Below are 25,373 nucleotides of genomic sequence, written 5' to 3' on the forward strand. Positions count from 1 at the left end.
ACATCTCCTTGATTTAAATCCGAAAACCGACAACGAAAGCTCGACGCAATTCATACATTCGAGTAACATGATTTTACTACGAATGCGCTGCGTTAGTCGAGTTTTCTTTGTGCCGATTCCGCACTCGAAACTGATGAAGATTTCATATGTGGAGGATCCAAAATTGAAGCCGGAAACAGACCAACTCAGCAAAGCTGTATCTGACGCTCTAACGTCGTCGCTGATACAGTTCTCGATCATCGCCTTTACGGTTTTGGCCTGCACCTGGGCCTTCGCTCCATTCCTGCCGATCATGTTATGGGCCCTGGTTCTGGCAATCGCTTTAAACCCCGTTTACTTGCCGCTCAAAGAGAAAATGGGGGGATCGTCGGGACGGGCGGCCACCCTCTTGGTTGTGGTTGGCCTTCTGTTGATCGGGGTTCCCACTGTCCTGATGGGCAGCACATTTGCCACTCAGCTTCTAACTTTGGCCGAAGGGTTGTCAGAAGGAACCATCAAAATTCCAGCACCAAAACAGGATGTCGCGGAACTACCTTTGATCGGTGAGGACCTGCACGAAGCCTGGGCCGCAGCTTCAAAAGACCTGCCAGCGTTCCTCAGTGATATTGCGCCTCATCTGAAATCCTTTGCGGGATGGATCGCGGGCGTTGCCGCGGGAACTGCCGGCGGTGTCTTCAAACTTCTTGGTGCTTTGATTGTAGCGGGCATCATGTTGGCCTGGGCCGAAGAAGGGTCCCGCGCAATGAGCAAGATCTTCTCGCGGTTTGCGGGTCCGGACAGGGGCCCTGCTCTTCAAGATCTCACCACCAAAACAGTTCGTTCCGTGGCGATAGGCATCATCGGGATCGCATTTATTACCGCATTCCTACTGGGTGTTATTTTCTTCCTGTCCGGTATTCCTGGCGCAGGGATCCTTGCTGTCATCGCCCTGTTGTTTGGGATCATGCAAATCCCGATCACGTTGGTTGCCTTGGTTGGGGTTGCCCTGCTTTGGTCAACCGGGGCCGACAATTCCACAATATTCAACGTGATTTTCACGGTCCTGATGATCGTGGGGAGCATGGTAGACAACATATTGAAACCGGTTGTTTTGGGACGTGGCCTGGATGTTCCAATGCCCGTCATTCTGATTGGTGCACTTGGTGGGATGATGTCGGGCGGCTTTCTGGGCATGTTTGTCGGCGCTTCGTTTCTTGCCGCCGGATACAAACTGTTCATGGGCTGGGTCGATGCAGGGACGTCCGAGAGCGCATCCATGGACAATCAAACCACGTAACACGGGAATGGCGAGCTCAAATCGAGACCGATCTCTGACATCAACCCACTTCTTTGAACTGCGCGGAAAGAGTTAGCTATGCAGATTTACACATTGCGTGAAAACCAAAATGGCAAAACGGCTTTCGAACACGACAACTTGGCGCTGCGTGGTAGTGGGACCATGATGTCAGAGGTTTCGACCTTGGTATCTGATCCTGAAAACTGCGAGCGGTTTTTCTTTGCAGAGTTGCCGCCGGGTACGTCGACGGGTTTTGCCCCCGCGACCCGGAAGCAGCTTTGCGTCTGTTTGTCCGGGCGGCTTGACGTTGAAATTGGGAGCGAACAAAGGCTTGAGTTGGAAGCGGGGGATGTTCTGCGTCTGAAAAACACCTCAGGTTCTGGCCATGCATATACGGTGAAAGGCGAGAAAGCCGTGAAGCTCTTGATTGTTCAGATGGAGTAGTTCGTCGGTGCCGATCTGGCCAGAATGTCGAACCAACAGGGCGCTTTGAAACTGTCAAAGAGCCTATTCGGTTCGACCAAACTCAGGCAAATGAACAACGTTAAATGGTCATCACCACTCGACCTTCGATCTGACCTTCTTCCATCTGTTCAAAGATCGAGTTGACGTTGTCGAGTGTATCCATGCTGAAGTGGCTGGCAACTTTGCCTTCTGCCGCAAACGACAAGCTTTCTGCCAGATCGGCCCGAGTGCCGACAATAGACCCACGAATGGTCTTTCTGTTTAGCACAACATCAAAGATATCGAGTGGGAACTCTCCGGGTGGCAGACCCACAAGGCTCATTGTTCCGCCGGGTGCGAGCATACCGACACCTTGCGAAAACGCCGAGTTCGACACTGCCGTTACCAGCACACCTTCTGCGCCACCCAATCTCGTTACTTCCTCTATCGGGTTTTGAGACATTGCATTGATTGCGACCTCGGCACCCAGTTCACGGGCAAGCGCCAACTTGTCCTCGGCAATATCTACAGCAATGACATGCAAGCCCATTGCTCGCGCATATTGCACAGCGAGATGTCCGAGCCCGCCGATCCCCGAGATAACAATCGTTTGCCCTGGCCGCAGATCGCATTCCTTGATGCCCTTGTAGACGGTGACACCAGCGCAAAGTATCGGAGCCGCGGGCGCGAAATCGAGCTCTTTGGGTAAGTGACCCAGATAAACCGGATCCGCTTCGACGAATTCCGCAAACCCTCCATTCACAGTATATCCAGTGTATTGCGGATCAGCCCGGCAGAGTGTTTCCCACCCTGTAATACAAGCATTGCAGCATCCACATGCATGGTGCAGCCAAGGAACACCGACACGGTCTCCTTCTTTTACGGACGTAACACCTCGGCCAACTTCAGCGACCACACCAACGCCTTCGTGCCCAGGAATAAATGGAGGCTCAGGTTTCACAGGCCAATCGCCGCGCGCCGCGTGCAGATCGGTGTGGCATACACCACTTGCTTCTATTTTTATGACGACTTTCCCTTCGGACGCCGTCGGTTTTTGGACTTCACGGATTTCCAATGGTTTGGAAAACCCCGTGACAACTGCCGCTTTCATCATTTTCATTCGATTGCCTCTCCCTGGCTTGAACTAAAGTGTCTTGGTTGCCCTCCGGCGAAAATCCTCTTGGTTGGAATGGAAGCCCTGCGATTGATGTACTCGGGTGAAGCTTTCATTCCGGCCATTTCTTTCGCGCCTTGTCCGGGCTTGGCAGGAAGGCCATCAGAATTGAAACCGGGACGAGCAGCGCGCCAAAAATCAGAAATGCCATGTCGTATGACTGAGTAGCGTCATAGATGAGACCGGCAAAGAGCGACCCGAAGCTGCCAACAACAAGCACCAAAGTCACGAAACCCAGAACGATGCCGATGGATCTTGTGCCAAATCGTGACGAATACATGATTGGCAACATTGGCAAAGTTGCACCGGATGCACCGCCCATCAATGCTGCGGCCAGGTACAGGGTGCTTTGACTGGGGCCACCGGAAAAAAGGTACATCGCTGCACCCATCATAATTGCCATCACCCAGTAGATTATTCGGTGATCGACTTTTTCGCTCAAACTGCCTGCTGCAAGTTTTCCAACAACCTGTCCGATTGCAGCAACAGTTATCAACTGCGCCGCAAGAGATTGATCATACTGTAAGTCGGAAACATAAGCCCCAAGATTGAACTGAACACCGGTGAACCCTGCCATCAGAGGAATGATACCAAGCACCGGTATCCAAAACATTGGCATCCTGACCACTTGACCCGTTGTCCAAAGTGGTTCCGCGCTTTCTTGCGGCTGTTCGCCCTCGCGCTCGCCTTCAGCTTCTGCCACAGGTTTGGGCGGTTCTTTTCTAAGGATGATCCCATTCAGAGGTATCAGCGTCACAAGGCAAACCACTGCCAAAATTATCAGGGCCTGCCTCCACGAGAAGGCCACGATCAATGCCGAGATTACGGCAGGAAGTATGAACCCCCCAATCGAACTGCCCAGGGAAGATATCCCTAGTGCAAATCCCCGACCCTCGGTGAACCACTTGCTGACAAGGGTCTGAGAGCTCAGCGAGCCACACATGACCAGAGAAACGGGCAAAAGCGTCGCGTAGGCCACAAGGATCATCCAGAAAGAACTTGCGATTGAAATGAGAACCAGCCCTGCCGCCAAACAGACGACGCCCAGCAAAATGAGAGTTCTCAGGCTGAGGCGATCCATAAGTCTGCCTGCAAACGGGCTGAGCAAACTGTTGACGACAAGGATGAATGTCGACCCAAGCAAAACCTGACTACGAGCGACCTGAAATTCCTCGACCCAAGGAACAACAAAAAGGGCGAAACCCGCCAGAAGAATTCCCATCGATAGGCTTTGGTTTACAAGCGTAGTGCCTACAACAAACCAGCCATAATTTTTGTTGGTACTCACAGTCTCTATCCCTTGGCGCCTACCGCTTCTCTAAGCTTCGCGGGTTCTACATTTGCGCCTGCCCGCACTAAGACGCGCGCAGAGCAATAGTAAATTCAATAGTTCAAAGAGCTGTTTGACCGCCGTCCGCCATGTGAACCGTTCCGTTGATCCAGGACGAAGCGTCGCTGCTCATGTAGAGTAGCGCTTCGGCGATCTCCATCGGGTCAGCCCAGCGGTTGAGCGGGATCTTCTGCTTGTATGCCGTGGCCCAGTCTTCGCCCAAACTCTCCTCAACCCTTAGGAACATCGGTGTCGCAATTGGGCCAGGATTCACCGAATTCACCCGAATGTTGTGCTTTGCCAATTGCTTTGCACCACAACGGACAAGCCCCGTGACACCGTGTTTTGACACATTATAGGCAGTGGTTGTTCCACCGTTTGTCGCTCCGACAGAAGAGGTGATCACCACACTTCCGCCGCCACGCTTGACCATCGATGGCACGCAGGCTTGCATGTTGAACAGAGGGCCTTTGACATTGACCGCAAAAGGAAAGTCGAAGTCTGCTTCTGTCACGTCCATGATCTCAAGCGGCTTGCCTTCGACACCTGCATTGGCGACGAGCGCGTCAATGCCGCCGAACTTCTCTTCTGCAACTGCGGCCATTCTGAAACTGTCGTCCCGGTTAGTCACGTCACCTGCGACATAGGTCACATCATCCGACGCAAGATGTTCCACTGCGGCTTGGCACGATTCTTCGTTCAGATCGAAGATTACAACTTTTGCACCCTCTTTGAGAAAGAGTTCTGAAGCGGCGAGGCCGACTCCGCTGGCCCCACCTGTGATAATGGCGACCTTCCCTTGCATTCTGTTCATTTGGTTTATCCCATATTCATGTTTCGTTTCAGTAGTTGTTCAAAGATTTCGCCTTCTTAGATTGGCTAGAAAGTCAGCCTGGTTCGGATACCCAACAGCCAAACCTCATCATCAACAGGATTCAGAAGAGGGTTGCCGATCCGCTGGATATCAAAGGTCATGGCCAGGTTCTTGGCGAAGTAGTAGTTGTAGAAAAGCTCAGTCGCGCTCTGCCAACCGAGGCCCGCCGAGGATTCACCACGTGAATGGGCAAACCCCATAACGTCGGCGCCGTTTCGCATTTTTTTGCGAAACCCCATCAAGAGATGTTTGTTGTATGGAGGGGCATTTCCATTGGACCAACCAACACGAGTGAACGGATTCCAGTCGCCAAATGTCCAGCTTGCCGTAAAAGTGCTACCATAGCTTTCTTCAGTGCCTGCACCGTCTCGAGCGTCAACATGCCAGAGGGACAGGCTGATCTTCTTCTCCAAACGTTCTTTACGAGACGGCACATAGCCTACTTCAAAACCAGACCAGAATTCGGCACCTCCGCTAAAAAATTCCAGGTTGTCGGATGTTGACCCGTTTGCATCAAAAACACCCGCAAGCGCATAGACGTTTTCATTGAAGTAAAGACCGCTCAATATCCCCCAGCTTGACTGAGGCTGTGCCAAGCTGACCGAATTGACGACTTCGTTGTTCATGAAGCCCGTCCAGGGACTCGAAAATCCGTGTGTATTGAAATAGTTATTGGGATCTATACGACCTACGACAAGGCCGGAATCTCCGCGACCAAATGGTCGTACATAGTACAAGGAGTACAGATCGAACTTGGTATCTCCGAGAATTGCGTTTGTTGTTCCAACGTAACCAAATTGACGACCAAGGTCACTTGGAGGTGTCCCATCCCCAATCGCGTGTCGGTAGTCGAAAGTAAACTCCAGCCGCCCGGCCTCGGGGTTGTCCAGCCCTCCGGGTTTCCAGATACCGGTAAAGCGAAACAGCCCTCCGAACCCATAGTCCGGTTGGTTCAGAACGCGGTCAGCTTTTTGGTAGTTGACCTGGTAATGTCCACCGAACCTGAAGTTGGCCTGATTTTCAATTCTGTCTTTGAACGCAAACCAGGGCTCCATTGCCCTGTCGATACCAGGGAAGATGTAGTTCGGCCCCGAATCCCTGCTTCTTTCACGTATGTCATCCAAGAATACCTCAGGTGAGCTGGGCCCGCCAAAGAGTGATCCTGACGTTTGCGATCTATCTGAAGCGGATTGCTGCGCAAACGCACTCGAAGATAAAAGGGCAAAGCCCACCACACAGAACATCAATCCGATCAGGGCATTTGACACCCATTCACGGATGTCTAAGCCGACGGTTTGGACGCTGTTATGGGGCATTGCCATACAGTCTCATCAGTTCGTGCTCCAGCATTCTGAGGATCACAGCAAGCAGGCGCTAAGGTTAGGGGTCCTATTCAAGTGCTCGCTGCTGCTAACTCTCGCTTAGCTGGCAGACCAGCCACTGTCCGCCGGAATGATTGCGCCGTTCACACAGGAACTCTCATCACTGGCCAGGAAAAGCGCCAAATTAGCCACTTCTCTGGGGTGGGCACGACGTGGATTGATCACCGCAGACCCCATGATCCGGTCTTTGATAAGATCAGAAACATCGTCGAAGTCGCCAATTGTCTCTGAGATGTTGGTAGCAGTGGAACCAGGGCAAATCATGTTACAGCGAATGCCCATCTTGGCATACATATGCGCGGCACTCTTGGTCATCCCGACCATCGCATGCTTGGCCGAGGTATAGGAGTATCCCGCTACGCCGCCTTTGATGCCAGCAATTGATCCGTTGTTCACGATAACGCCGTGACCTTGCTCGACGAAGATCTTCGCGGCTGCCCTCATCCCAAAAAACGGGCCATCGACATCTACTTTGTAGATGAGATCCCAGCCCTTGTTCTCGACCTCATGCACGGGCTGGAACTGATCCATAATTCCTGCGTTGTTGACCATGACATCCAGCTTTCCATAGGTGTCCACGGCAAGTTGGACCATTGCCTCTACAGCGGATTGATCAGCTACATTGCAGATTGTGGTAGTAACTTCTTGCCCTTTGGCACCCACCTCGGACTTAAGCTCGTCCAAGCGATCCTGGTTGATGTCAGCGGCCACCACTTTCCCGCCTTCATCTAGAAACAACAGTGCCATTTCTTTGCCCATTCCGGACGCTGCGCCAGTGATAACGGAAACCTTCCCGTCCATTCTTCCCATAGTGTTCTCTCCCCTTGTTTTGCTCACGGTCTCCGAGAAACGTGGCTTAGGCTCCCGCGGTGAACCGTTTGTTTCCATTTTTCAAATAATTACGTTCAGCATACACTGGTCTACTGTGCCATTTTTTTGGTTCACCTTTGCCAGAACCGTCCTTTTTTGCAGCCACGTGTGCTCCGCAAAGCAACCAAGCGATTGAGGCTGTAATGCGTATTTTGAACTCAAGTTTCACAAAAGTGTGCGCTTGAATCACTAGCCGAATATCGCCAAATTCTGGCTATTTCTCGCCATCAAATTACAATTGCTGTGGGCATAGGCCATCATGGAATTAAATTTCTTCAAAGGTTTATCAAGTATGAAAAGACGTATGGGGTCCATCCACACTGTCCGGGCACGCCAACTTCTCCAATTGGTGTCAGATCAAGGGTTGGACGCGCGTGAACTGGCGAAACGCGCCGGTCTCAGTCTGCGCGAAGCCCAATCCGCTGGTGAGACCATGCCAATGGAGAAGTTTGTCACTCTCTTTGAAGAAGCGGCTTCTCTGGTGAATGATGACCTGCTTGGATTTCGGTTTGGTCAAACTCGGGATCCACGGGACATGGGGTTGTTGGGGTATGTTGGTGTGTCGTCCCCGACAGTCCTGTCGTTGTTTGAAAACACGATCAGATACCAGCGCATTCTTGGGTCCGCGATGCGCTTTGACATCAGTTACCTTCGAAACAATGGATTATTTCGGTGGCAAACAGAACCCAGGAACGCAAAACAGTATTGGGAATACAACACCGCAAACTGCCTGAACCAGCTGCGCGCTGCGACGGGAGTGCAGATTAAGCCTGTTCGAGCAAGCTTCACCCACGAGCGTGCCAACGACCGTGACGAAGTCTGTGCGTACCTAGGCTGCCCGGTAGAGTGGTCTACTGATCGAAATGAGATCGAATTCAGGCCAAGCGATCTTTCGCTTGGCCTCAAGTCATCGGACCAACGATTGTTGAGTGTCCTGAATAATAGTGCGGAGCGAGTCGTTGAAATGCTGGCGGAGGGAACCTCTGCAACCCTAACGGAAATCCGCGAGGTATTGGCAAAACAAGCTGCGCAGGGCAGACCGACAAGCGATGCGGTCGCCTCGGCTTTGGGGATCAGCAACAGGACCCTTTCCAGACGGCTGGCAACCGAGGGTACAGACTTCAGAACACTACTTGACGAAACACGAGAGGGGCTGGCTCGTGAGTATCTCAAGGACGTGAACATGTCTTTCGGCGAAATTGCTTACCTGCTGGGTTTCGCAGATCCAAGTAGCTTCAGCGCAGCCTGCAAGAGATGGACAGGAAAAACACCTACCGAACTGCGAAAAGCTACACTTCGCCAATGACAGTCAAACATTTTGCTAAGGCAAAACCGATGGAGAGCATTCAAATATGATTTATTTTGTGGCCAGAATTTTGAAATGGGCACTTGCTCTGGGAATCGCGTTGGTCACAATCGGATGGCTCTTGTTGGCAGCACCGTTCTTTTCGGGCACCCGACAACAGATTGTAGCGGATGTTTTGACTGAACAGTTGGGCCAAGCGGTCATGGTCGAGGACGATGTCAGTGTGGTGCTAGGTCCGATCAGTCGAATTCGCGCTGGAGGGGTTCTAATCCCCAGCGAAAACGTCGATGGCACCAACCTGGCCGAACTCGCACTACTAGAGTTGGATCTGGATGTTCTGGCACTGCTGAATGGTCAGATCGATCTGGACAACATCACCGTCGACGGCTTGCAAGTGAATATGGTGACGTTGGAAAACGGCACGACAAGCTGGACACCGACAAATCGCCCAGAAACGACAGAGGAACCGGAGAAAGCCCCGGAGGAAGTAGCCGAAGCGCCAGAGAGGAGTAACGGTGGCATTTGGGGGTTTCTTCGGCACCGTACGGCGTCATTTACCTCCATCGGGCTGAAAATCGACAACCAGGTTTCCGGCTTTGTCTTTGCCTTCGATTTGGAGCACCTCAAATTCGACCAACTGGACGATGGCAACCGGTTGGGTGTGAGTGGGCGTGGCACATTGAATGAACAGACCTTTGAGCTTGATGGGAGCTACCCGACAGATGCGCCGTTCACCACGCGTGCCAACTTTGGCGAGATGAAATTGACGTTTGATGGAGATCCACTTCCCGCCAACCAGGGCGGTGGGTTTACCGGAGTGCTGACATTGGACACCGGTGAGTTCGGAGATTTCCTCGATGTGATCGGGCTGGATCGGGTGCTGGAAGGATCCGGGAAGCTATCGGCCGGACTAACCAGCCAAAACGGCACACTGAAAGTAGCTGACTTTGCGACCGTGGTGGACTTGGACGAAGGGCAGCAGATCAAGGCCCAAGGTGATGTTGAAAACCTGCTGAAAGCAAAGGGGTTCGATATCAGGCTCAATGCACGGTTCCATCCAGAGGGCGGCCCTCCCGCCGATGCCGCCAATCTGAAAGACCTTAAATTGACGGGTCTGTCCGCACATATACTTGGTGATGGAAAGGCGGTCGAACTTGATGAGTTTCTGATAACCACCAATGCCTTTGACCAGGGATTGGATCAAGTCGGCCCCGTATCCATAGGACGGCTTCGGCGCACTCCTGGAGGCCATTTGGCGATGGAGGAATTTAAGCTCCAAGCCGGACCAATCGATGCACCCTATATTGTGGCGCAAGGAAACATTCGGAACCTCTTACAACTCAAGCAGTTAGACCTGACCGGCAAACTGGCGGCACCGGCCTCTCTGTTGCTCAAAGAACTTGGGGACGATGTGGCCAAGGCATTTGGCGGGGTTGAAGCCGACTTTTCGGTTGATGATACGCAGGGACATCTGAGCTTGAAAACGCTTGATGCTCGCACGGTGAACACCGACGTCTGGGCTCTCGACGCGCATCTGGCTCTTGGGGATGTCACAGGACTGGACGGGATCGAATTCGATTTTGATCTGGACATCGCCGATGGTGCGCATTTCCTTGGGGCACTGAAACTGGAAGAGGTGGACACAGGTCCGCTGGAAATCAGCGCAGCCGCACAAGGCAAGGGCAAGGACTTCACCACTCGGCTTGGTCTGGCGGCGGGTTCGTCAAAACTGAATGCTTCCCTGGAAACGTCCGTGTCCGAAGGACGCCCCACCGTAGATGGACGAATTTTCAGTGAGCGTTTGGATGTCGAAGACCTTAGAAAAGCAATCTCCGGCGTGGTCGAGTTAGGTAAGATTGGCAACGAAGCGGGCATAGAAAAAGAAGACGCGGTAGCCGATGAAGAGGCGGATGAAACGGATTTTCAGCCACTTGTCTTACCCAAGGAAGAAGGCAAGCCTACCGATCTTGTTGATTTGGAAGAGTTGGTTTTGAACACTGACCTGACGGTGAAGCTCGAGATCAGAGAGATTACCGGTCAACAGGGCGTTTCAAGTCTGGCGAGCGAATTGGTGTCCAAAGACGGCCAAGCACGGCTTGGGCCCGCCGAAGTCACCTACGGCGGCGGATACTTCAAAGTGGCCGCAGAAATGGACCTTGTTGAAACCCCAGAGCTTTTGTCAGTGTCCGGAGCTACCAGCGGCTGGGATTTCGGAAAGATCCTCGATGCGGTCGGGTTGGGGATCGATGCCCATGGCACGCTGAGCGGCAATTTCGACATTACCGGAAACCATAGTTCCGCCCGAACTTTCATCAATTCGATGTACGGCTCGGCCTCTATTTCGATGAGCAAGGGGGATGTTGCAACCAGCCTTCTTGAATTGGCTGGGTTGGGAATATTCCCATGGCTGTTCTCCGAGGAGTTTCAGCAAGGATACACTGACATCGTCTGTGTGGTCGCCCCAGTGCAAATCAATGCCGGTAAGATAAGCTTTGATTCCATGGTCGCCGAAACCGAGAGCGTCCAGTTGGTGGCACAGGGTCATGTAGACTGGATCAACGACTCCATCGCCTTGCGAGCCGAGCCCCGCCGTGTGGGCAAGCCATTGGCCCGCAGTGCTTGGCCCTTCGATGTGACCGGCAGGCTAAGTGAACCCAAGTTCAAGTTGGATGTCGGCGGATCTCGCAGTAAACGAGCAGATGGTGCTGATGAAATGCCCGCTGAACGGAAGCCTTGCGTGCCTGACTTACTTCAGTTGGAATGAACTCATAACTAGCAGTCGAACAGCTTGGATTGCGGGATCCTGCTGTTGCAATCGTAGTGTCCGAGCACAAGGAACCGGGTGAGGCCTGCGTGTTGATGACATTGATGCCCCTAAAGCTAAACCGCCACGGTGGTCACTATACCTTGCCGGTCTGTCGCTTGGACGAGGGTGAGCTTGAGGTCGATGCCGCTCTCAGGGAACTGTACGAAGAACTGGGACTCGACTTAGGTTCAGATGACGTCCTTGGTAAGCTCGACCAGTTTCCAACCAGATCCGGGTTCCGGATTTCACCTATTGTGGCGTGGACCTTCGGTGAAGTTGAATTGCGTCCTGATCCTTCAGAGGTTGCGCAGGTGTTCCATTTGCCTTTGCGCGAGCTCGCCAGCTCCAACATTCCCAGTCTTGAGGAAAGCTACAATAGCGATCATCCGGTTTTGTCTGCCTTCCTCCCGACTTTGAGTTTCAGGCGGCCGTCGACCGGCACAGGCAGCTGGCCTGGATCGGAATATCCGCACGCGCAACGGCCTGATCCAGCAGCAGCTTTACATGCGGCAGTTCCACAGCTTCATCCCGCCGCACAAGGCATTCGTGCAACCCGTGCAGCGCCCAGACGTTCCGGGGATGTTGGCTTGGCCTAGGCAGTTTCCCATCAAGCCCGAGATCGGCCCGGTAAACGGCCTCAGCCTCATCATATTCACCAGCCTCCATCAGCAGCGCCCCCAAGGCGTGACGCGTGGGTTGTGGCCAGGACCATGGTTCTTCATATTCCAGCCCGTCATCCAGCTCTACCGCTCGGCGCAGATGATCTAGGCCGACGTCGCGGTTACCAGACTTAAAGGCAATTTCGCCCTTCATCATCTCTTCAGCAACGGCCAGCACGTCGCGCGCCTTGTTGTTGAACAGCATTCTGCTGTCCGGAACTTCGGCGTAGGCTGCGATGAAGTCGCCCATAATCGCCTGGGCTTCTTCATGTCGGCCCAGATTGGCCAGTGCGACGGCCTTGGCATAGTAAATCAGGGCGTTGGTCGTGACATAAAGCTCCTTGTCCTCAGGTTGTGCCAAGTCAAGGATTTCTGTCCACATGCCAAACCGGATATAGACATGAGGGGCTGCGGCCACAAAGGTTTCAAAGATATCCGGATAAGACCGAACCACCTCGTCTGGGACCTCGTCGCGTAAGCGGACGACGGCGTCCACCGCCGCCGCCTTCTGCCCAAGGAACATCGCGCCGTAAAAGGCGAAGTGCAGGTTGTGGATGCGGTACAGGGCATAGAAATTCGCCGCCCCGGCATAGGCTTTGAACACGTCATCGACCTTGGCCGCCGCAAGATTGCGATAAAGCACATTCTGATACTCGCCGCACAGAACATCGATATGCGTGGCCATGTGAACAAGATGCCCTGCATCGGGGACCAGGTCCTTGAGCCGGTCGCCATGGCGCAGCGCCCGTTCGGGATGAGGAGACATTTCCATCAGGTGAATGTACATATGCAGCAGCCCCGGATGGTCCCAAGCGCCCGGAGTATGATCAAAGGCGTGCTCCAGAACCGCCATCGCCTCAACGGTCGAAGCCTCTGGGTTGGGCACACTGTTGTGAAAATCCCAGAGTTGCCAGGGCGTCCGGTTCATCATTGCCTCTGCATAAAAACAGGCGATATCCAGATCATCCCTATTCGCCTCATAAACCGGTTTCATCGCTTCGGCGAACCCATCGTTAAAGGGCTGATAATCCTCAATCTCTGGGTCGGTTGGGTAACGAGATGCCAGCGCCTCGATCAATGCACGTTCTGCGGGCTTGACGTTTTCCAGCGACAGTCCGGCTTTGAGTGCTGCATGGGCCTTGTCCAATGCAGGTGCCTTTTCCTCTGGCGTGAACACTTCCCATGGTTTGTTGTAATTTGGACCAATGGCGTATGCGATGCCCCAATGGGCCAGTGCGCATTCGGGATCGGCCTCAACCGCCTTTTCAAAGCAAACAATGGCTTCTTCATGGTTATAAGCAAATACCCAGACAAGGCCACGGTCAAACCAGGTTTGGGCGGCAGGCACAGCGCTAGCAAGGCGGCTGTAGCCACCCAGATCGAAATAGTCAGTCATAAAATGCACTCCCTTTTGAAGGGCGCACTTTATCACGATTCGACCACTGGCGCTTGAACCAACCTATTGTCGTGTCACACCGGTCAAAGGGAGAATTGTGAAAGCACCGTGGTTTGTCGTTGAAGCATGAAACTCAATACCGCTTGTCAGTTAGCTTCAGCCTGCGGCCGTTATGCCCGCTCAGGATGAGGCGACAAGGTATGAAACCGGTGAGCCGGTCTGCGTGAGCACGATTGGCATGGATGACAGCCAATGCTTTCTTTTGCGCCACCACCCTCTTCCATGTTGCCCGCAGCTATAGAGATCCTTCAGAGGTTGCGCAGGTGTTCTACTTGTCTTTGCGCAAACACGATAGCTCCGACATTCCCAGACTTGAGGAAAGCGACAATGTCTGAAGTTCTGTTGATTGTTCCACAGGGTTCTGGATATGAATTAAATCAACCAGCCAAGCTACGAGATGAGATCGGGTTAGATGGCCACCGCTTTGCAACGCTTCCAGAAACGGGTGCCCCGCGCTTTGAAGACCTAGTAATTCAAGAGTAACGAAGAACTCAATTTTCCCGAAGAGACACTCTCAATCCTTAGGCGATCTCAGTTTGCAGCCTGTGGCGACGGCGGGAATACACGAGAAAAGATCAATGTAGTGCCGAACCTTAGATATCGGGTTGACCGCACTCGGCCCTTACCGGACGTTGAACGTGTAAGTCGAATGCTGCATTCGCAGCTCGCATTGCTGCCGTTCGCTGCGATTGCACGGTCATGCCTAGTGTCGAACGACTGGACTGCGGACTTTGCTGCTGATGGAGACGATTGGATCAAGGGTGGCAAACGGCCCTTAGCAGCCCATAAGCCTTGCTTAAGATAACGGCAGCTCAGAGCCCACAGGCGAATTGGATCGCGGAAGCAGCTTTCATCAAAGAGGGCGGGAAGGCATTGGATTTCGGGAAGAAAGGCTCAAGACGCGCCTTCTGCGCATCCGCCAGCCGGAAAAGATCAGACAGGTTCACTGCTCGGTTTTCGAACCGTGATTCACGCCACTAGAGGAAATTAATGGGTCCTGATCTTAGAGATTCCGGCAACTGTTCGGGCCATGCAAAACGGTGCAGTAACCTTCCTTGAAAAACCGGTTGAGTATGCCGAGCTTGAACTGGCGATTGAAACCGCGCTGAAAAAAGGCGCCGATCTGCGCGCCAATCCAAGTGACCAGTCTGCTGCGGACGAATTGCTCGCCTCCCTCACCGAGAGGCAGAAGGATGTATTCCGAATTCTGGTGACGGGGGTCACGAATAAGGAGATCGCCCAAGAGCTCGGCATCGGCGAAAGAACGGTCAAAGCCCACCGGCACGCGATCATGGAACGTCTCGAAGCAGACAGCATCGCAGACATCTAACGGCTGGCGGCTAGGCTCGGGCTAAACTGATCCTCGGAAACAGACCGGCTTACAAAAAACGGACAAAGATTCCCTTTGGTACAATATCGGGCTGACCGAGACGCTGGCAGAATGGCCTTCAGGAGGACCAATCTGTGTCTCGGTTCCGTGGCCATGTATTTGTTGTGGATGACGATTCCAGCTTTTTGGCTGCCATTTGTCGTCTGATCCGTGTGTGTGGGTTCGAGGCAACCGGCGTGGTTCGGTTAAGCGACCTCTATGCCTACCTGCCCTTTCCGGAAGAGAGTTGTGTCCTGGCAGACATTATTCTCGACGGCGAGAGTGGGTTAGAGATTCCAGGTGTCCTTTGTGACCGGGGTGAACCCGCCCCAGTGATCTTCATGTCGGCTACTGACGACGTCGAGACACTGGTTGCTGCGGATCATGCCGGGTCTGCACGCTGCCTTCGAAAACCCTTCGAGGCTGACGAACTTTTCCACTCACTGACCGCAGTGTTGCCCGAACCGGGCCAAGCTGCTGATCCCAACGCATATGCCAACGAGGATTCACGATGAAAAAAGATCTTTTGCTCTCAACCAGATTACCAGCCGCCGCATTGGCCTCACTTGTGGTCAGCTCAGCCGCATTTGCACTGGAGGTCACACCCCAACAAGTGGGCGAGGTGCAGCCGGAATACTCGCCCCATGTGAACGAAAGCTTTCCTCAGCGGGTGTTCTGGGGGGACACGCACCTGCACACGACCTATTCCCCCGATGCAGGAATGCTAAAGAACTTCGACCTAGGCCCGGAAGAAGCCTATCGCATGGCTCGGGGCGAGCAGGTGACCGCCAACAACGGGATGCAGGCAAAGCTAGTTCGGCCTCTCGATTTCCTCGTCGTTTCCGATCACTCGGAATACATGGGCCTGATTCCCGAAATCCGCGGGGGTAACCCCGATCTGCTGAAAGACCCTATCGGCAAGCAATGGTATGACTGGTACAACGAAGGCGAGGACGGTCAGTACAAGGTCTTTCTTAATTTCGCGGAGGACCTGAGCAACAATACCGGCCGGATCGAGTTCAGCAAGATTGCCCGGTCGACCTGGGACTACATGACCGAGACAGCGGATCAGTACAACAATCCCGGGTCCTTTACGGCCTTTATCGGCTACGAATGGTCCTCTACGCCAAAAGGCGACAATCTGCACCGGGTCGTCATTTTCAAGGATGATGCGGACAAGGCCAGCCGGGTTGTTCCTTTTTCGTCCTTCGACAGTGCCGATCCGGAGGATCTCTGGAGATTCCTTGCTGATTATGAGGACAAGACTGGGGGGCGGGTCATGGCCATCCCGCATAATGGCAATGTCTCAAATGGCGCGATGTTCGATACTGAAACCCGAAGCGGTGAACCCATCAGTGCCGAGTACGCCAAAATGCGAATGCGCTTCGAGCGACTTCACGAGATGACCCAGATGAAAGGTGACAGCGAAACTCATCCTATGTTGTCTCCGGAAGATGAATTTGCGGACTATGGTACGTGGGACAAAGCCAACCTGACAGGGGTAGCTTCGCCAACTCCGGAAGATCTGCCGGGCAGCTACGCGCGGTCTGCGCTCAAGCGTGGAATGCAGATCGAAGCCGAAGTCGGAGCAAACCCCTACAAGCAGGGTTTCATTGGATCGACCGACAGCCACACCTCATTGGCGACAGCAGGCGAAATGAACTTCTTTGGCAAAGCGTCGATTGCCGAGCCCTATGCGGGTCGTTGGGATCATGTCCTGATTCAGAGCCAGACCGATGACAGCCTGACCACTTACAACTACGAAACATTGGCGGCAGGTCTGGCCGGCGTCTGGGCCGAAGAGAATACCCGGGAATCGCTGTTTGAGGCTATGGAACGCCGGGAAACCTATGCCACCACCGGCACACGCATGACCGTCCGCAATTTCTGCGGATTTGGCTTTGAGTCCGGCGACGTGCATCGTTCGGATTTCGCACGCCACGGATATGTCACCGGGGTGCCGATGGGTGGAGAGTTAAACGGTGCTGAGGAGGGCAAGGCACCGACCTGTGTCATCCGGGCCCTGCGCGATCCGGATGGGGCCAATCTCGACCGGTTGCAGATCGTCAAGGGCTGGCTCAACCCGGATGGGTCCACGGGGGAGCAGGTCTATAACGTCACTGTCTCCGACGGGCGAGAGATCAAACCGGACGGTTCAGTTGATCCTGTGGGAAATACGGTCGACCTGTCGATCCCCAGCTACACTAACACGATTGGCGATGCATTGATGTTTGGCGAATGGACTGACCCTGATTTCGATCCGGCCAAGCCTTCGTTCTATTACGTGCGGGTGCTGGAAATCCCGACCCCAACCTGGGCGGCAAAGGACTCCGTGTTCTTTGGTGTCGAGATGCCGGACGAGGTTCCCATGGTGCATCAGGAACGCGCGTACACCTCGCCCATCTGGTACACGCCCGAAAGTTGATGCCCCTTCCCTATTTTCGCTTCTATGGGCCGAAGCAGGGGTACTTTGACCAGAGTTGGAAACTACCGCAGATCGAAGAAGTCAACTTCGACGAATTACCAAAGTAAGCGATGGAGCCGCGCTTGAGTACAACTTCTTTTGCCTTATAACTCAAAGGACCTAAAAAATGATCCGCCTTTCAGCTGCCCTTCTTGCCCTGTGCTTTGGTTTGAGCAGCACAGCCTCGGCTGAATCCAATCTTGGAGCCGCCGTTCAAAACCCGATCAGTTCTCTGGTGAGTGTTCCCTTCAAGTTTACCTTCGACAATGGTGCTCCAAACGGAAAGGCCAATTCCATGGCCATCCAGCCGGTGATCCCTGTTACCGTCGGCAATTGGAACCTAGTCTCGCGATTCATCATTCCCCTTTACGATGCACCGGGCGGTATTGCCGGCCTGCCGGGCAATCCAGGCATCGGGAATCCATCTACACCGGGGCGGGTCACGGGTTTAGGCGATATCAACTACACGCTGTTCTTTAGCCCGGTGAAGCCAGTCAATGGTTGGATCTGGGGGATTGGACCGTCGATCACCGCCGACAGCGCAACCGATGATCGACTGGGTAGCGGAAAGTGGAGTGCAGGCGTATCAGCGGTTGCTCTGAACCAGCCCGGCTGGGGAACCTGGGGCGCGTTAGTCAGGCATCTTTGGTCCTTTGCAGGAGACAGTTCCCGAAAGGATGTGAACCAGACATTGTTCGAACCCTTCATCAACTACAATCTCGACAATGGCTGGTATCTAATTAGCGATATGGTCATCACCTACGACTGGAAAGCGTCCTCCGGGGACGGCTTGTTGCTGCCGGTCGGCGGTGGCGTCGGCAAGATCACAAGATGGGGAAACCAACCGGTAAACCTCCGAGCAGAGGCATATTACAACGTGGAACGCCCGGCCAGCGCACCGAAATGGCAGGTCGGCTTTACCGTGCAGTTGCTGTTTCCGAAAGGGTAAGCATGCTCAAGACAACGGTCATAGGCGGAATTCTGTTCCTTGTCCCGTTTGGAATTCTTCTGTTGGTATTGCACGAGGTTCTTCTGCTGGCGTTGCTGATTGTAGATCCAATTGCCTCCCTGTTTCCGAAAGATGACTACTGGGGGATTTCTCTCGCTGTCACTCTGGCCGTTCTGCTGATCCTTGTCGTGTGCTTTGTGGCGGGTTTGGCCGCCCGACACGCCGCGTTTTCAGGGGTTTCAGCTTGAGGGCGAGACAGCGCCTTTGTGATTTGAGTGCGAGGCGTCATCAGAACGTGGCCGGTCCAGTTAAAGACCTCTGCCGTCAGCATTCCATCCGGTTTACCATCGATAAAATAAAGCTGGAGTGATCGGCCAGTCATGCTCATGTTTGTGGAATCCTATGATGAAATTGTGTTGAATTGCGGGTCTTCGACTGTCGGGGCCTTCTTTAACTTAACCTTCACAACAATCTCCTGGTTCGTGTGTAAGGGTTCGGTGGTGTTTTCAAGCTGGAGGCTTTCCAAGCCCGCAAGTGTCTCGACCATCCAGCATACAACGCGATGGACGCCTTTGTTCAATTCTTCTCCGTCGAGGCCGCCACAGTCAGATAAAGGAACAGATACTTCGTTAAACAGCGCGTCATAACCCGTGGCAAGTATCACCCTGGCGATCTGAGTACACCAATCATCAAAACTGTCGAGCCACTTGTCCAGAAGGCGCATCAGCAGAGGGGAAGAAGCAGGATCTGCTTGATCAATCGGATAGTTTCATTCAGCCTTTCCAGAGTGTCCTGAAATCCAGCGGTTCGGATCGAAGTCCGGGTATTCGAGTGTAGAACCATTCTTGAAATAGCTCATTCGCTCGTGGTTTTCGAACCACCATGGTTCGGCTTGCTTCAACAATCGCCTTTCAAGGCCTGCTCCTGGTAGATTGTCGGGCAGATATGCAAAGCGGTCGTCGCGACCAGAGAAGATAGTTAGGGTCAGGATTCATAACCAATAGATGACGAGCGCAGCGAGTGCGATGGCCGAGATGAACACCTTGGGGCACCGGTCATAGCGGGTCGCGACGCGCCGCCAATCCTTGAGCCTGCCGAACATGATTTCGATGCGGTTGCGCCGCTTGTAACGGCGTTTGTCGTATTTGACGGGTATCTTGCGTTGCTTTCTACCGGGGATACAGGCGCGTATCCCCTTGTCTTGCAAGGCTTCTCTGAACCAGTCTGCGTCATAGCCGCGATCCCCGAGCAACCAGTCGACCCTTGGCAAGCCGCTGAGCAGCGCCCGTGCGCCGATATAGTCGCTGACCTGTCCAGCGGTGACGAACAGGTCAATCGGCCGTCCCTGGCTGTCGCAGATGGCATGCAACTTGGTGTTCATGCCGCCTTTGGTTCGGCCGATCAGACGGCCGCGCCCCCCTTTTTGGCGGCCATACTGGTCGCTGTTCGATGTGCCTTGAGGTATGTCGCGTCGATCATCACGGTCTTCTGTTCGCCGTGCTCAGCGGCCAGGCCCACCATCATCCGAGCGAAGATGCCTTTCTCGCTCCAGCGCTTCCACCGGCTGTAGAGCGTCTTATGTGGCCCGTAAGCTGCTGGAGCATCCCGCCATCGTAAGCCATTGCGATTGATGAAGATAATCCCGCTCAAAACACGTTGATCATCGACTCGAGGCTTGCCATGTGACTTCGGAAAGAATGGTTCCAGACGTGCCATCTGCGCGTCGGTCAGCCAGAAAAGGTCGCTCATGTCACCGCTCCATTTTCCGAGCCGTGAATCACGCTGCGCGACGAAAATCAATGCATCCTGACCCTAGGTCTGGCGTGTACCCTTTGGGACTGTACCGGCTATCCTTGTAGTGCTCCTTTAGAGCGGCTTGGCTAGCGAAAATTCTTCCCGTCTGTATGTCTATGGTGCAAGGTTGCGGGCGAAGACTGGTTACACGTGGATCAATCTGCATGCAGCGTATCAAGGCACCCTCCATTCGGCTTTCGACCTGAATGACACCGGGAAATTTGATACCAGAGATTTTGCCGACGCGCTTTTGCATGCCTCGTTTGTGGATACGACGCGCCGTTGGTTGAGCATTTGGATCTATCTTCATGGTGTGGCTATAGAACAATCCATTCGCAATGGCAATGGATGAATTGCGAATGGGTGCGTGATTGATGGAATTGAAGAAACATAAGTTCGAAGATCTGGCCAAGGCCGACAACTGGATCACGCTCGGCGGTTGGCTGAACATTCTTTCGCGTGAGTTTGAAACCTATGGATTTGCCTATGCACAGGATGCAATTCAGGCTGTCGCGGAAGTTAGAGGGACAAAAGCCGCAAGCTTGCGCAATCAAATGTCGGCCGCGGCTTGGCTCAAAAAAAATTATCCAAATGTTTACAAACGAAAACCGACATGGCTGGGGATGATGCAAGTCGTTTTGCTTTCCCGGCTCGAAGCAATCGACCCTGTGAGGGCCAAAGAAATTGCTCAAGGAGTGTTTCGAGGCGAAGTGTCTCAGGCTGAAATGAAGCGGATTTTGGATGACGCTCAGAACAAGCAGCCGCAAAGTCGTCAGTCCCAGAGTCGCATCAGGGGCGGTGCCCAGAGAAGAACGCACAAGTTTGAAAAAGTTGTCAAAGAGTTCTTGCAAGAGAACTCAAAGCAATTCTTTGGTCATGATGACATCGAAGTTGTTGACGGGCGATTGTTGGAACCTCTAGGCACCGATATTTTGGTGAAAGTTAACGCGGAACCCTATTGCGCTGTCGAGATCCGCGGCCCAAGAGCAAGAATAGATCCAAGCTATATTGTGGATCAACTGGCACGGGCTGCGCTCATATTAAGGTATGTCCCCCACCTCATTTACGCGGTGCCAGAAAGCTTGGGCCATATCATCCCTCAAATGATCGAGATGCGCGACAAGTTAGAGATAGGCGGAATATTTTTCGCAACGATCCCTGAAAAGGAAAAGCTCGAGTACGGAGATTTTACGGTGACCGACTAACACGTGATCTTTGGACATCCTATGGTAAGCCCTCCCTCAAATCGACAAACTTTGCCGTACCAAAAATACAATTTTTTATGATAACTGGCCTTAACTCCGATTGATCTGTCGCCTCGCGCTCAGCCTTTTGGAGCAATCGGCCCATTGTAGACATTCAGACAGTCCGCAGCTAACGACAGTTCAGAGTGCACTGTACGCATTCGTATTTTACGCAGCATCAGTCGCGAAGGGCAGACAACGGCCGTTCACGGCGCTCGGATCATCGGTCCGGAATGCGGAAAATCGTTTTGATCCGCTCAGAATTTGCAACACTAATTTCTAACGTTTTTCAACATGGGGCGAGCGACTTCAAAGCGTCTCTCCGAGCCACTCGCCTTCTCCTTTCAGCGATACATTTTTCTCATTCCGAACCAAGATGCTCTTCTAGGAACTCAGCGACGCGACGAACCGCTTCAGCTGACTCAGGTGTCTCCGAATGACCATGGAAACAGTGTTGCATGGCGTCGTGAACATCCAGAATCGCCTCGTGGCCCGCACTACGCAGGACTCCGTACATGCGTATGCCGTCGCTCATCTGAATTTCTTTCGAGCCAGTCTGGACCATCGTCGGAGGGAAATCTCGCCCCTCGAAATTGTCGTAGACAGTAGAGTAGCGCGGGTCTTGTGCTTTCTCTTCAGTAATTCCGAGCATCGGCCAGACCGAGTCGATCAAGTGATCTACGTTCGTGCGTGGATCGTCGTACCGCAGCGTCCATGTCGAATCGCTGTTGAACGAGAAATCAGTCTGCGGGCTTTGCATTACGGCCGCACCAGGCAGCGCTCCTCCGCGATGCGACATGGCATTTGTCGCCATCGCCACCAATCCGCCGCCTGCAGAACAACCATAAATTCCGACGTCCTCTGGTTTATAGCTACCGCCCTCTCCGGTCAGAGCATCAAAAACGGCGATCACCTGATCCCGCTGGTCCAGAATGTCCCAGTCGGGGGCGGGCATCAACTTGTAGTCGACGGAGGCAATGTCGATGCCCATATGATTGGCAAGTGGTGCTGTCCGGTCAAACGTTGTTTCCGGAGTGTTTCCGTAAAAGGCACCACCATGTGCATGAATGAGTATCTTTCCCGGATGGCGGTTTTCGCTCGGACTGATAATGACCGTTCTAACACCACCTATCTCACGTTCCTCGGTCGACAATTTGTAAGTCTTTAAAAGTTGTTTGCCGGCGGCCTCCATCGGATCGATCAATTCATCGTGCAACGACTGCCATGCTCCGTAGTCCGTTGGGTCTGGGTAGCCTTCCCAACTGCTGGTGAGCCAATTGGGTGTCCAGTTCACCATCACCTCACGCATCTCCGGGCTAACAAAATCGGGAATATGCGTTGGAAATGTCTTGTTTCGATTTGGATCATTGGGGTCAGCGTTGAAGGTCGCAATGGAAAGAAGACGCCGAACATCTTCGTGACATGGCGCGTTCTGACTTTTCACTTCCAATTTATCGCAAGCCTCTTTCAACGCGGACAATTCTTCGTTCAAGCGCTCAACAGCAGTGGTGCCTTCCTCAGAATTCAAAATGTCGCCAACGCGTGCGTAAGCATCAGACATCAAAGTCCAGTGCGACCCGTGGTCTGCTGTTTCAGAAGCGGCGACCGTAGCAAGTCCCGCCAATGCAGCCGAAGCCAGAAACGGAGATAACCAATTTTTCATTTTGTATCCCTTTCGTTGGATCAATTCGAGTTTTCAAAGGAGGTGATTTGAACCTTCATGCCCGGTCGTAACAGGAATTCAGGATTGGGGAATTCTGCGATGCTATAGCCAATCCCTGTCTCCGGATCGAATTCGAACGGCGTTGATATCAGGCGTCCGTGATGTGGGAATTCACTTCCTCCCGGCAGCTCCAGCACCAGTGTCAGGCTGCCCATTACACTGTCGTGAGTTTCGCCTTCGAGAATGCGTTGCTGATGCTTCTCATATGTCCCTTCCACGCGAATGTGGATTGGATCAAGTTGATACAAGGTTCCGATTTCTGGCGAGTCGGCTACGACATTTGCGTTGTCTCGGAAACGGGGCGCACTCATCTGGCCGTCGAAGGGCGCGTGGATGAGCTGGAGATCTGAGATTGCCTTGGCCTTTTCCGCATTGAGCCTCTTTGTCTCAACGGTCGCTTCGGCGATTTTGACGCGCGCTTCAGCTTGCGCAATCTCAACTTCAGAAACAGAATTGGTGCCCAACCGCTTCTTTCTAGACAGGTCAGCTTGGGCCAGCTCCAGTTCAGCCACAGCCTGCCGGTGAGCCAACTCACCGATTTTGGCATCCCATTGCTTGAAGACCTGGTCGAAAGTTACCAGCAGATCACCTTCTTTGACGAATTGACCTTCGATGAAATGGATGGTGTCGATCTGGTTTTCAGCCGCAGCAGAGACGTCCCAGCTTTTGGCGGCAACGACAAGGCCGATGCCAGTGGCACTTTCTGCGCCGAGTTCACGAGCGGCGTCATCGGCGATCAAAGGCAATGTGCTCGCCGCCAACAGAAACGCGCCCAGTACCACACTCTTGCCATGGATCGTGTTTGTTTCAGGCATTTTCCGGTCTCTTCCAATTAACAATGGAAGGCAGAGCCGAAGCCCCGCCTCCCGAGGGATTACTGAAGCGTGTTCTTGTAGATCACGCCGTCTTTCATGATGATTTTCAGATTTGTGTCCGGATCTTTCATGATCTCGATGTTTTCCAGAGGATTGCCATCGACCAGCAATAGGTCTGCATAGGCGCCTTCTTGAACAACACCCAACGGGCCTTCTGGGTATGGATTCATCTGGCCGGTCAGAGCATTCAATTCTCCGGCTGTCGAGGTAAACGCCTTTAGTGTCCGGAAGTTGCCAATAGCTTCTGAGAAAAACGCGAACTCATCCAGCGCGCGATCATCATATTCGCGACCAGTGTTCCACTGGGGAATATGATCTGATGCAAGAACCACTTTCAGGTCAGGGTTGTTTTTCATCACTTGCAGCAAGTTTGACGATGCGTCTCGAATAACGCTCCACTTTGCAAAGCTTGCTGGTGGATAAGCCTTTTCAGCTTGTTCCACCGAGATTGAAAACACTGGCGAAAACGCAGTGGACAGAAACATGCCGTTTTCAATCATCGTTTTGGCCTGCTCATCGGTCAGATAGGGTGCGTGCTCAATCGACATCACGCCATTGTCGATGGCCTGCTGAAGCGCAGCAGCGGTGTGTGCATGAGACGCGACATAGGTATCCCAGCGTTCCGCCACCTCAACGACGGCTTGGACCTCTTCATCAAGAGGGCCCGAATGCAGTGGGTCAAACAAGCTTGTTACACCGCCTCCGGTGAACAGTTTGAGCTGTACCGCTCCGCGACGGAATGCTTCACGCGCCGCGCGCAGGGTTTCCGCCCGCCCGTCAGCGATAATCGTAACATAATCTTCGTAGAAATGTTGCCGCCCGCCGGCGATATTCGGGTGGGAGTCATTCAATTCACGGAAATCGCCATGACCGGACGTTGTGGTGATCCAGTTTTCCGTGGGATAGATGCGAGGCCCCACCATGACGCCCTCGTCGATGATTAGACGCATGAAGTTTGACGGACCACCCAGATCCCGTACCGTGGTGAAACCGTTCATCAACATCCCTTCGGCACGATCTGCGGCCAACGCACCATGAGCGTAGGGATGCAGCCCGTCGCGCGATTGCGTTTGCACGGGCCCGAAGGTCGAGATGTGAACGTGCATATCCAACATACCTGGCATCAGTGTGCGCCCGCCGCCGTCAATGATCCGGGCATTCGCAGCAGCCAATGGTTCCGATGAGACCTCGGCAATCAGGTTGTCGACCACCAAGACGTTGGCGTTTTCGATCAACCCGTCCGTGACGCCGTCGAAGACGTTGACGTTCGTAAACAGGATTGGAAAGGGCGTATCCTGAGCAATCCCTGCAGTCGCTGAAAAAAACAGTCCGGCCGCAAATGCGATAGACTTCATGGTCCACTCCTTTTCCTCAAGGA

General features: G+C 53.4%; 21 protein-coding genes and 1 pseudogene. 12 read left to right on the forward strand and 10 right to left on the reverse strand.

The features are described from left to right. Positions 1–163 precede the first annotated feature (163 nt). Positions 164–1,276 carry an AI-2E family transporter gene (locus tag ACP15U_RS06415; RefSeq protein WP_425044320.1) on the forward strand — a complete coding sequence of 371 codons (1,113 nt, stop codon included), beginning with the start codon at positions 164–166 and terminating at the stop codon, positions 1,274–1,276. 78 nt (positions 1,277–1,354) lie between these two features. Next, on the forward strand, positions 1,355–1,720 hold the full coding sequence (locus tag ACP15U_RS06420) for a cupin domain-containing protein (RefSeq protein ID WP_425044321.1): 366 nt from the start codon (positions 1,355–1,357) through the stop codon (positions 1,718–1,720). A gap of 100 nt (positions 1,721–1,820) precedes the next feature. Here the strand turns inward: ACP15U_RS06420 and adhP are convergent, their stop codons facing one another. The 5 genes from adhP to ACP15U_RS06445 form a co-directional block, all read right to left on the reverse strand. Continuing rightward, a complete protein-coding gene (adhP, locus tag ACP15U_RS06425) occupies positions 1,821–2,840 on the reverse strand; it encodes an alcohol dehydrogenase AdhP (RefSeq protein ID WP_425044322.1) in 1,020 nt (339 codons plus the stop codon). Between the two features lie 106 nt (positions 2,841–2,946). Then, entirely contained in the window at positions 2,947–4,182 is a 1,236-nt protein-coding gene (locus ACP15U_RS06430; protein WP_425044323.1) for an MFS transporter, read from the reverse strand. A 103-nt stretch (positions 4,183–4,285) separates the two neighbouring features. Next, a complete protein-coding gene (locus tag ACP15U_RS06435) occupies positions 4,286–5,038 on the reverse strand; it encodes an SDR family NAD(P)-dependent oxidoreductase (protein ID WP_425044324.1) in 753 nt (250 codons plus the stop codon). 65 nt (positions 5,039–5,103) lie between these two features. After that, on the reverse strand, positions 5,104–6,420 hold the full coding sequence (locus ACP15U_RS06440) for a hypothetical protein (RefSeq protein ID WP_425044325.1): 1,317 nt from the start codon (positions 6,418–6,420) through the stop codon (positions 5,104–5,106). 99 nt (positions 6,421–6,519) lie between these two features. Continuing rightward, positions 6,520–7,290: an SDR family NAD(P)-dependent oxidoreductase gene (locus ACP15U_RS06445; RefSeq protein WP_425044326.1), complete on the reverse strand. Its 771-nt coding sequence runs from the start codon at positions 7,288–7,290 to the stop codon at positions 6,520–6,522. A 319-nt stretch (positions 7,291–7,609) separates the two neighbouring features. Here ACP15U_RS06445 and ACP15U_RS06450 point away from each other — a divergent pair, with 319 nt between their 5' ends. From ACP15U_RS06450 to ACP15U_RS06460, 3 genes and pseudogenes are all read left to right on the forward strand, one after another. Next, positions 7,610–8,656, forward strand: coding sequence for an AraC family transcriptional regulator ligand-binding domain-containing protein (locus ACP15U_RS06450; protein WP_425044327.1), 1,047 nt, complete (start codon positions 7,610–7,612; stop codon positions 8,654–8,656). Positions 8,657–8,702: 46 nt separating this feature from the next. Beyond that, positions 8,703–11,420, forward strand: coding sequence for an AsmA family protein (locus ACP15U_RS06455; protein ID WP_425044328.1), 2,718 nt, complete (start codon positions 8,703–8,705; stop codon positions 11,418–11,420). A gap of 29 nt (positions 11,421–11,449) precedes the next feature. Beyond that, positions 11,450–11,788: pseudogene (locus ACP15U_RS06460) on the forward strand (NUDIX hydrolase); the annotation flags it as partial. 94 nt (positions 11,789–11,882) lie between these two features. Here ACP15U_RS06460 and ACP15U_RS06465 read toward each other — a convergent pair. Next, positions 11,883–13,517 carry a hypothetical protein gene (locus ACP15U_RS06465; protein WP_425044329.1) on the reverse strand — a complete coding sequence of 545 codons (1,635 nt, stop codon included), beginning with the start codon at positions 13,515–13,517 and terminating at the stop codon, positions 11,883–11,885. 387 nt (positions 13,518–13,904) lie between these two features. Here ACP15U_RS06465 and ACP15U_RS06470 point away from each other — a divergent pair, with 387 nt between their 5' ends. The 6 genes from ACP15U_RS06470 (at position 13,905) to ACP15U_RS06495 (ending at position 18,607) form a co-directional block, all read left to right on the forward strand. After that, positions 13,905–14,060: a hypothetical protein gene (locus tag ACP15U_RS06470; protein WP_425044330.1), complete on the forward strand. Its 156-nt coding sequence runs from the start codon at positions 13,905–13,907 to the stop codon at positions 14,058–14,060. Positions 14,061–14,607: 547 nt separating this feature from the next. Beyond that, positions 14,608–14,907: a response regulator transcription factor gene (locus ACP15U_RS06475; RefSeq protein ID WP_425044331.1), complete on the forward strand. Its 300-nt coding sequence runs from the start codon at positions 14,608–14,610 to the stop codon at positions 14,905–14,907. A gap of 134 nt (positions 14,908–15,041) precedes the next feature. Further along, on the forward strand, positions 15,042–15,461 hold the full coding sequence (locus ACP15U_RS06480; protein WP_425044332.1) for a response regulator: 420 nt from the start codon (positions 15,042–15,044) through the stop codon (positions 15,459–15,461). Continuing rightward, positions 15,458–17,371: a DUF3604 domain-containing protein gene (locus tag ACP15U_RS06485; RefSeq protein WP_425044333.1), complete on the forward strand. Its 1,914-nt coding sequence runs from the start codon at positions 15,458–15,460 to the stop codon at positions 17,369–17,371. The genes ACP15U_RS06480 and ACP15U_RS06485 overlap by 4 nt, the downstream gene beginning before the upstream one ends. A gap of 166 nt (positions 17,372–17,537) precedes the next feature. Beyond that, a complete protein-coding gene (locus ACP15U_RS06490) occupies positions 17,538–18,359 on the forward strand; it encodes a hypothetical protein (protein ID WP_425044314.1) in 822 nt (273 codons plus the stop codon). Positions 18,360–18,361: 2 nt separating this feature from the next. Then, a complete protein-coding gene (locus ACP15U_RS06495; RefSeq protein ID WP_425044334.1) occupies positions 18,362–18,607 on the forward strand; it encodes a hypothetical protein in 246 nt (81 codons plus the stop codon). 743 nt (positions 18,608–19,350) lie between these two features. Here the strand turns inward: ACP15U_RS06495 and ACP15U_RS06500 are convergent. Then, a protein-coding gene (locus tag ACP15U_RS06500; RefSeq protein WP_425044335.1) for an IS5 family transposase occupies positions 19,351–20,108 on the reverse strand; the annotation gives its coding sequence in 2 pieces (ribosomal slippage) (positions 19,351–19,784 and positions 19,784–20,108; 759 coding nt in all). Positions 20,109–20,527: 419 nt separating this feature from the next. Between ACP15U_RS06500 and ACP15U_RS06505 the strand changes: the two genes are divergently transcribed. After that, a complete protein-coding gene (locus ACP15U_RS06505) occupies positions 20,528–21,358 on the forward strand; it encodes a hypothetical protein (RefSeq protein WP_425044336.1) in 831 nt (276 codons plus the stop codon). A gap of 400 nt (positions 21,359–21,758) precedes the next feature. On the opposite strand, the gene ACP15U_RS06510 is transcribed toward ACP15U_RS06505, so the two are convergent. The 3 genes from ACP15U_RS06510 to ACP15U_RS06520 are packed head-to-tail and all read right to left on the reverse strand — an operon-like array spanning position 21,759 to position 25,350. Next, the gene (locus ACP15U_RS06510; protein ID WP_425044337.1) at positions 21,759–23,060 is read right to left on the reverse strand and encodes an alpha/beta hydrolase; all 1,302 of its coding nucleotides are present in this window, start codon (positions 23,058–23,060) and stop codon (positions 21,759–21,761) included. A gap of 20 nt (positions 23,061–23,080) precedes the next feature. After that, a complete protein-coding gene (locus tag ACP15U_RS06515) occupies positions 23,081–23,935 on the reverse strand; it encodes an efflux RND transporter periplasmic adaptor subunit (protein ID WP_425044338.1) in 855 nt (284 codons plus the stop codon). 59 nt (positions 23,936–23,994) lie between these two features. Beyond that, positions 23,995–25,350 (reverse strand): amidohydrolase family protein, encoded by a 1,356-nt coding sequence (locus ACP15U_RS06520; RefSeq protein ID WP_425044339.1) that lies wholly within the window; start codon positions 25,348–25,350, stop codon positions 23,995–23,997. Between the last annotated feature and the right edge of the window lie 23 nt (positions 25,351–25,373).

Source organism: Primorskyibacter sp. S87 (genome assembly GCF_049801055.1).
GTDB lineage: Bacteria > Pseudomonadota > Alphaproteobacteria > Rhodobacterales > Rhodobacteraceae > JBNAGF01.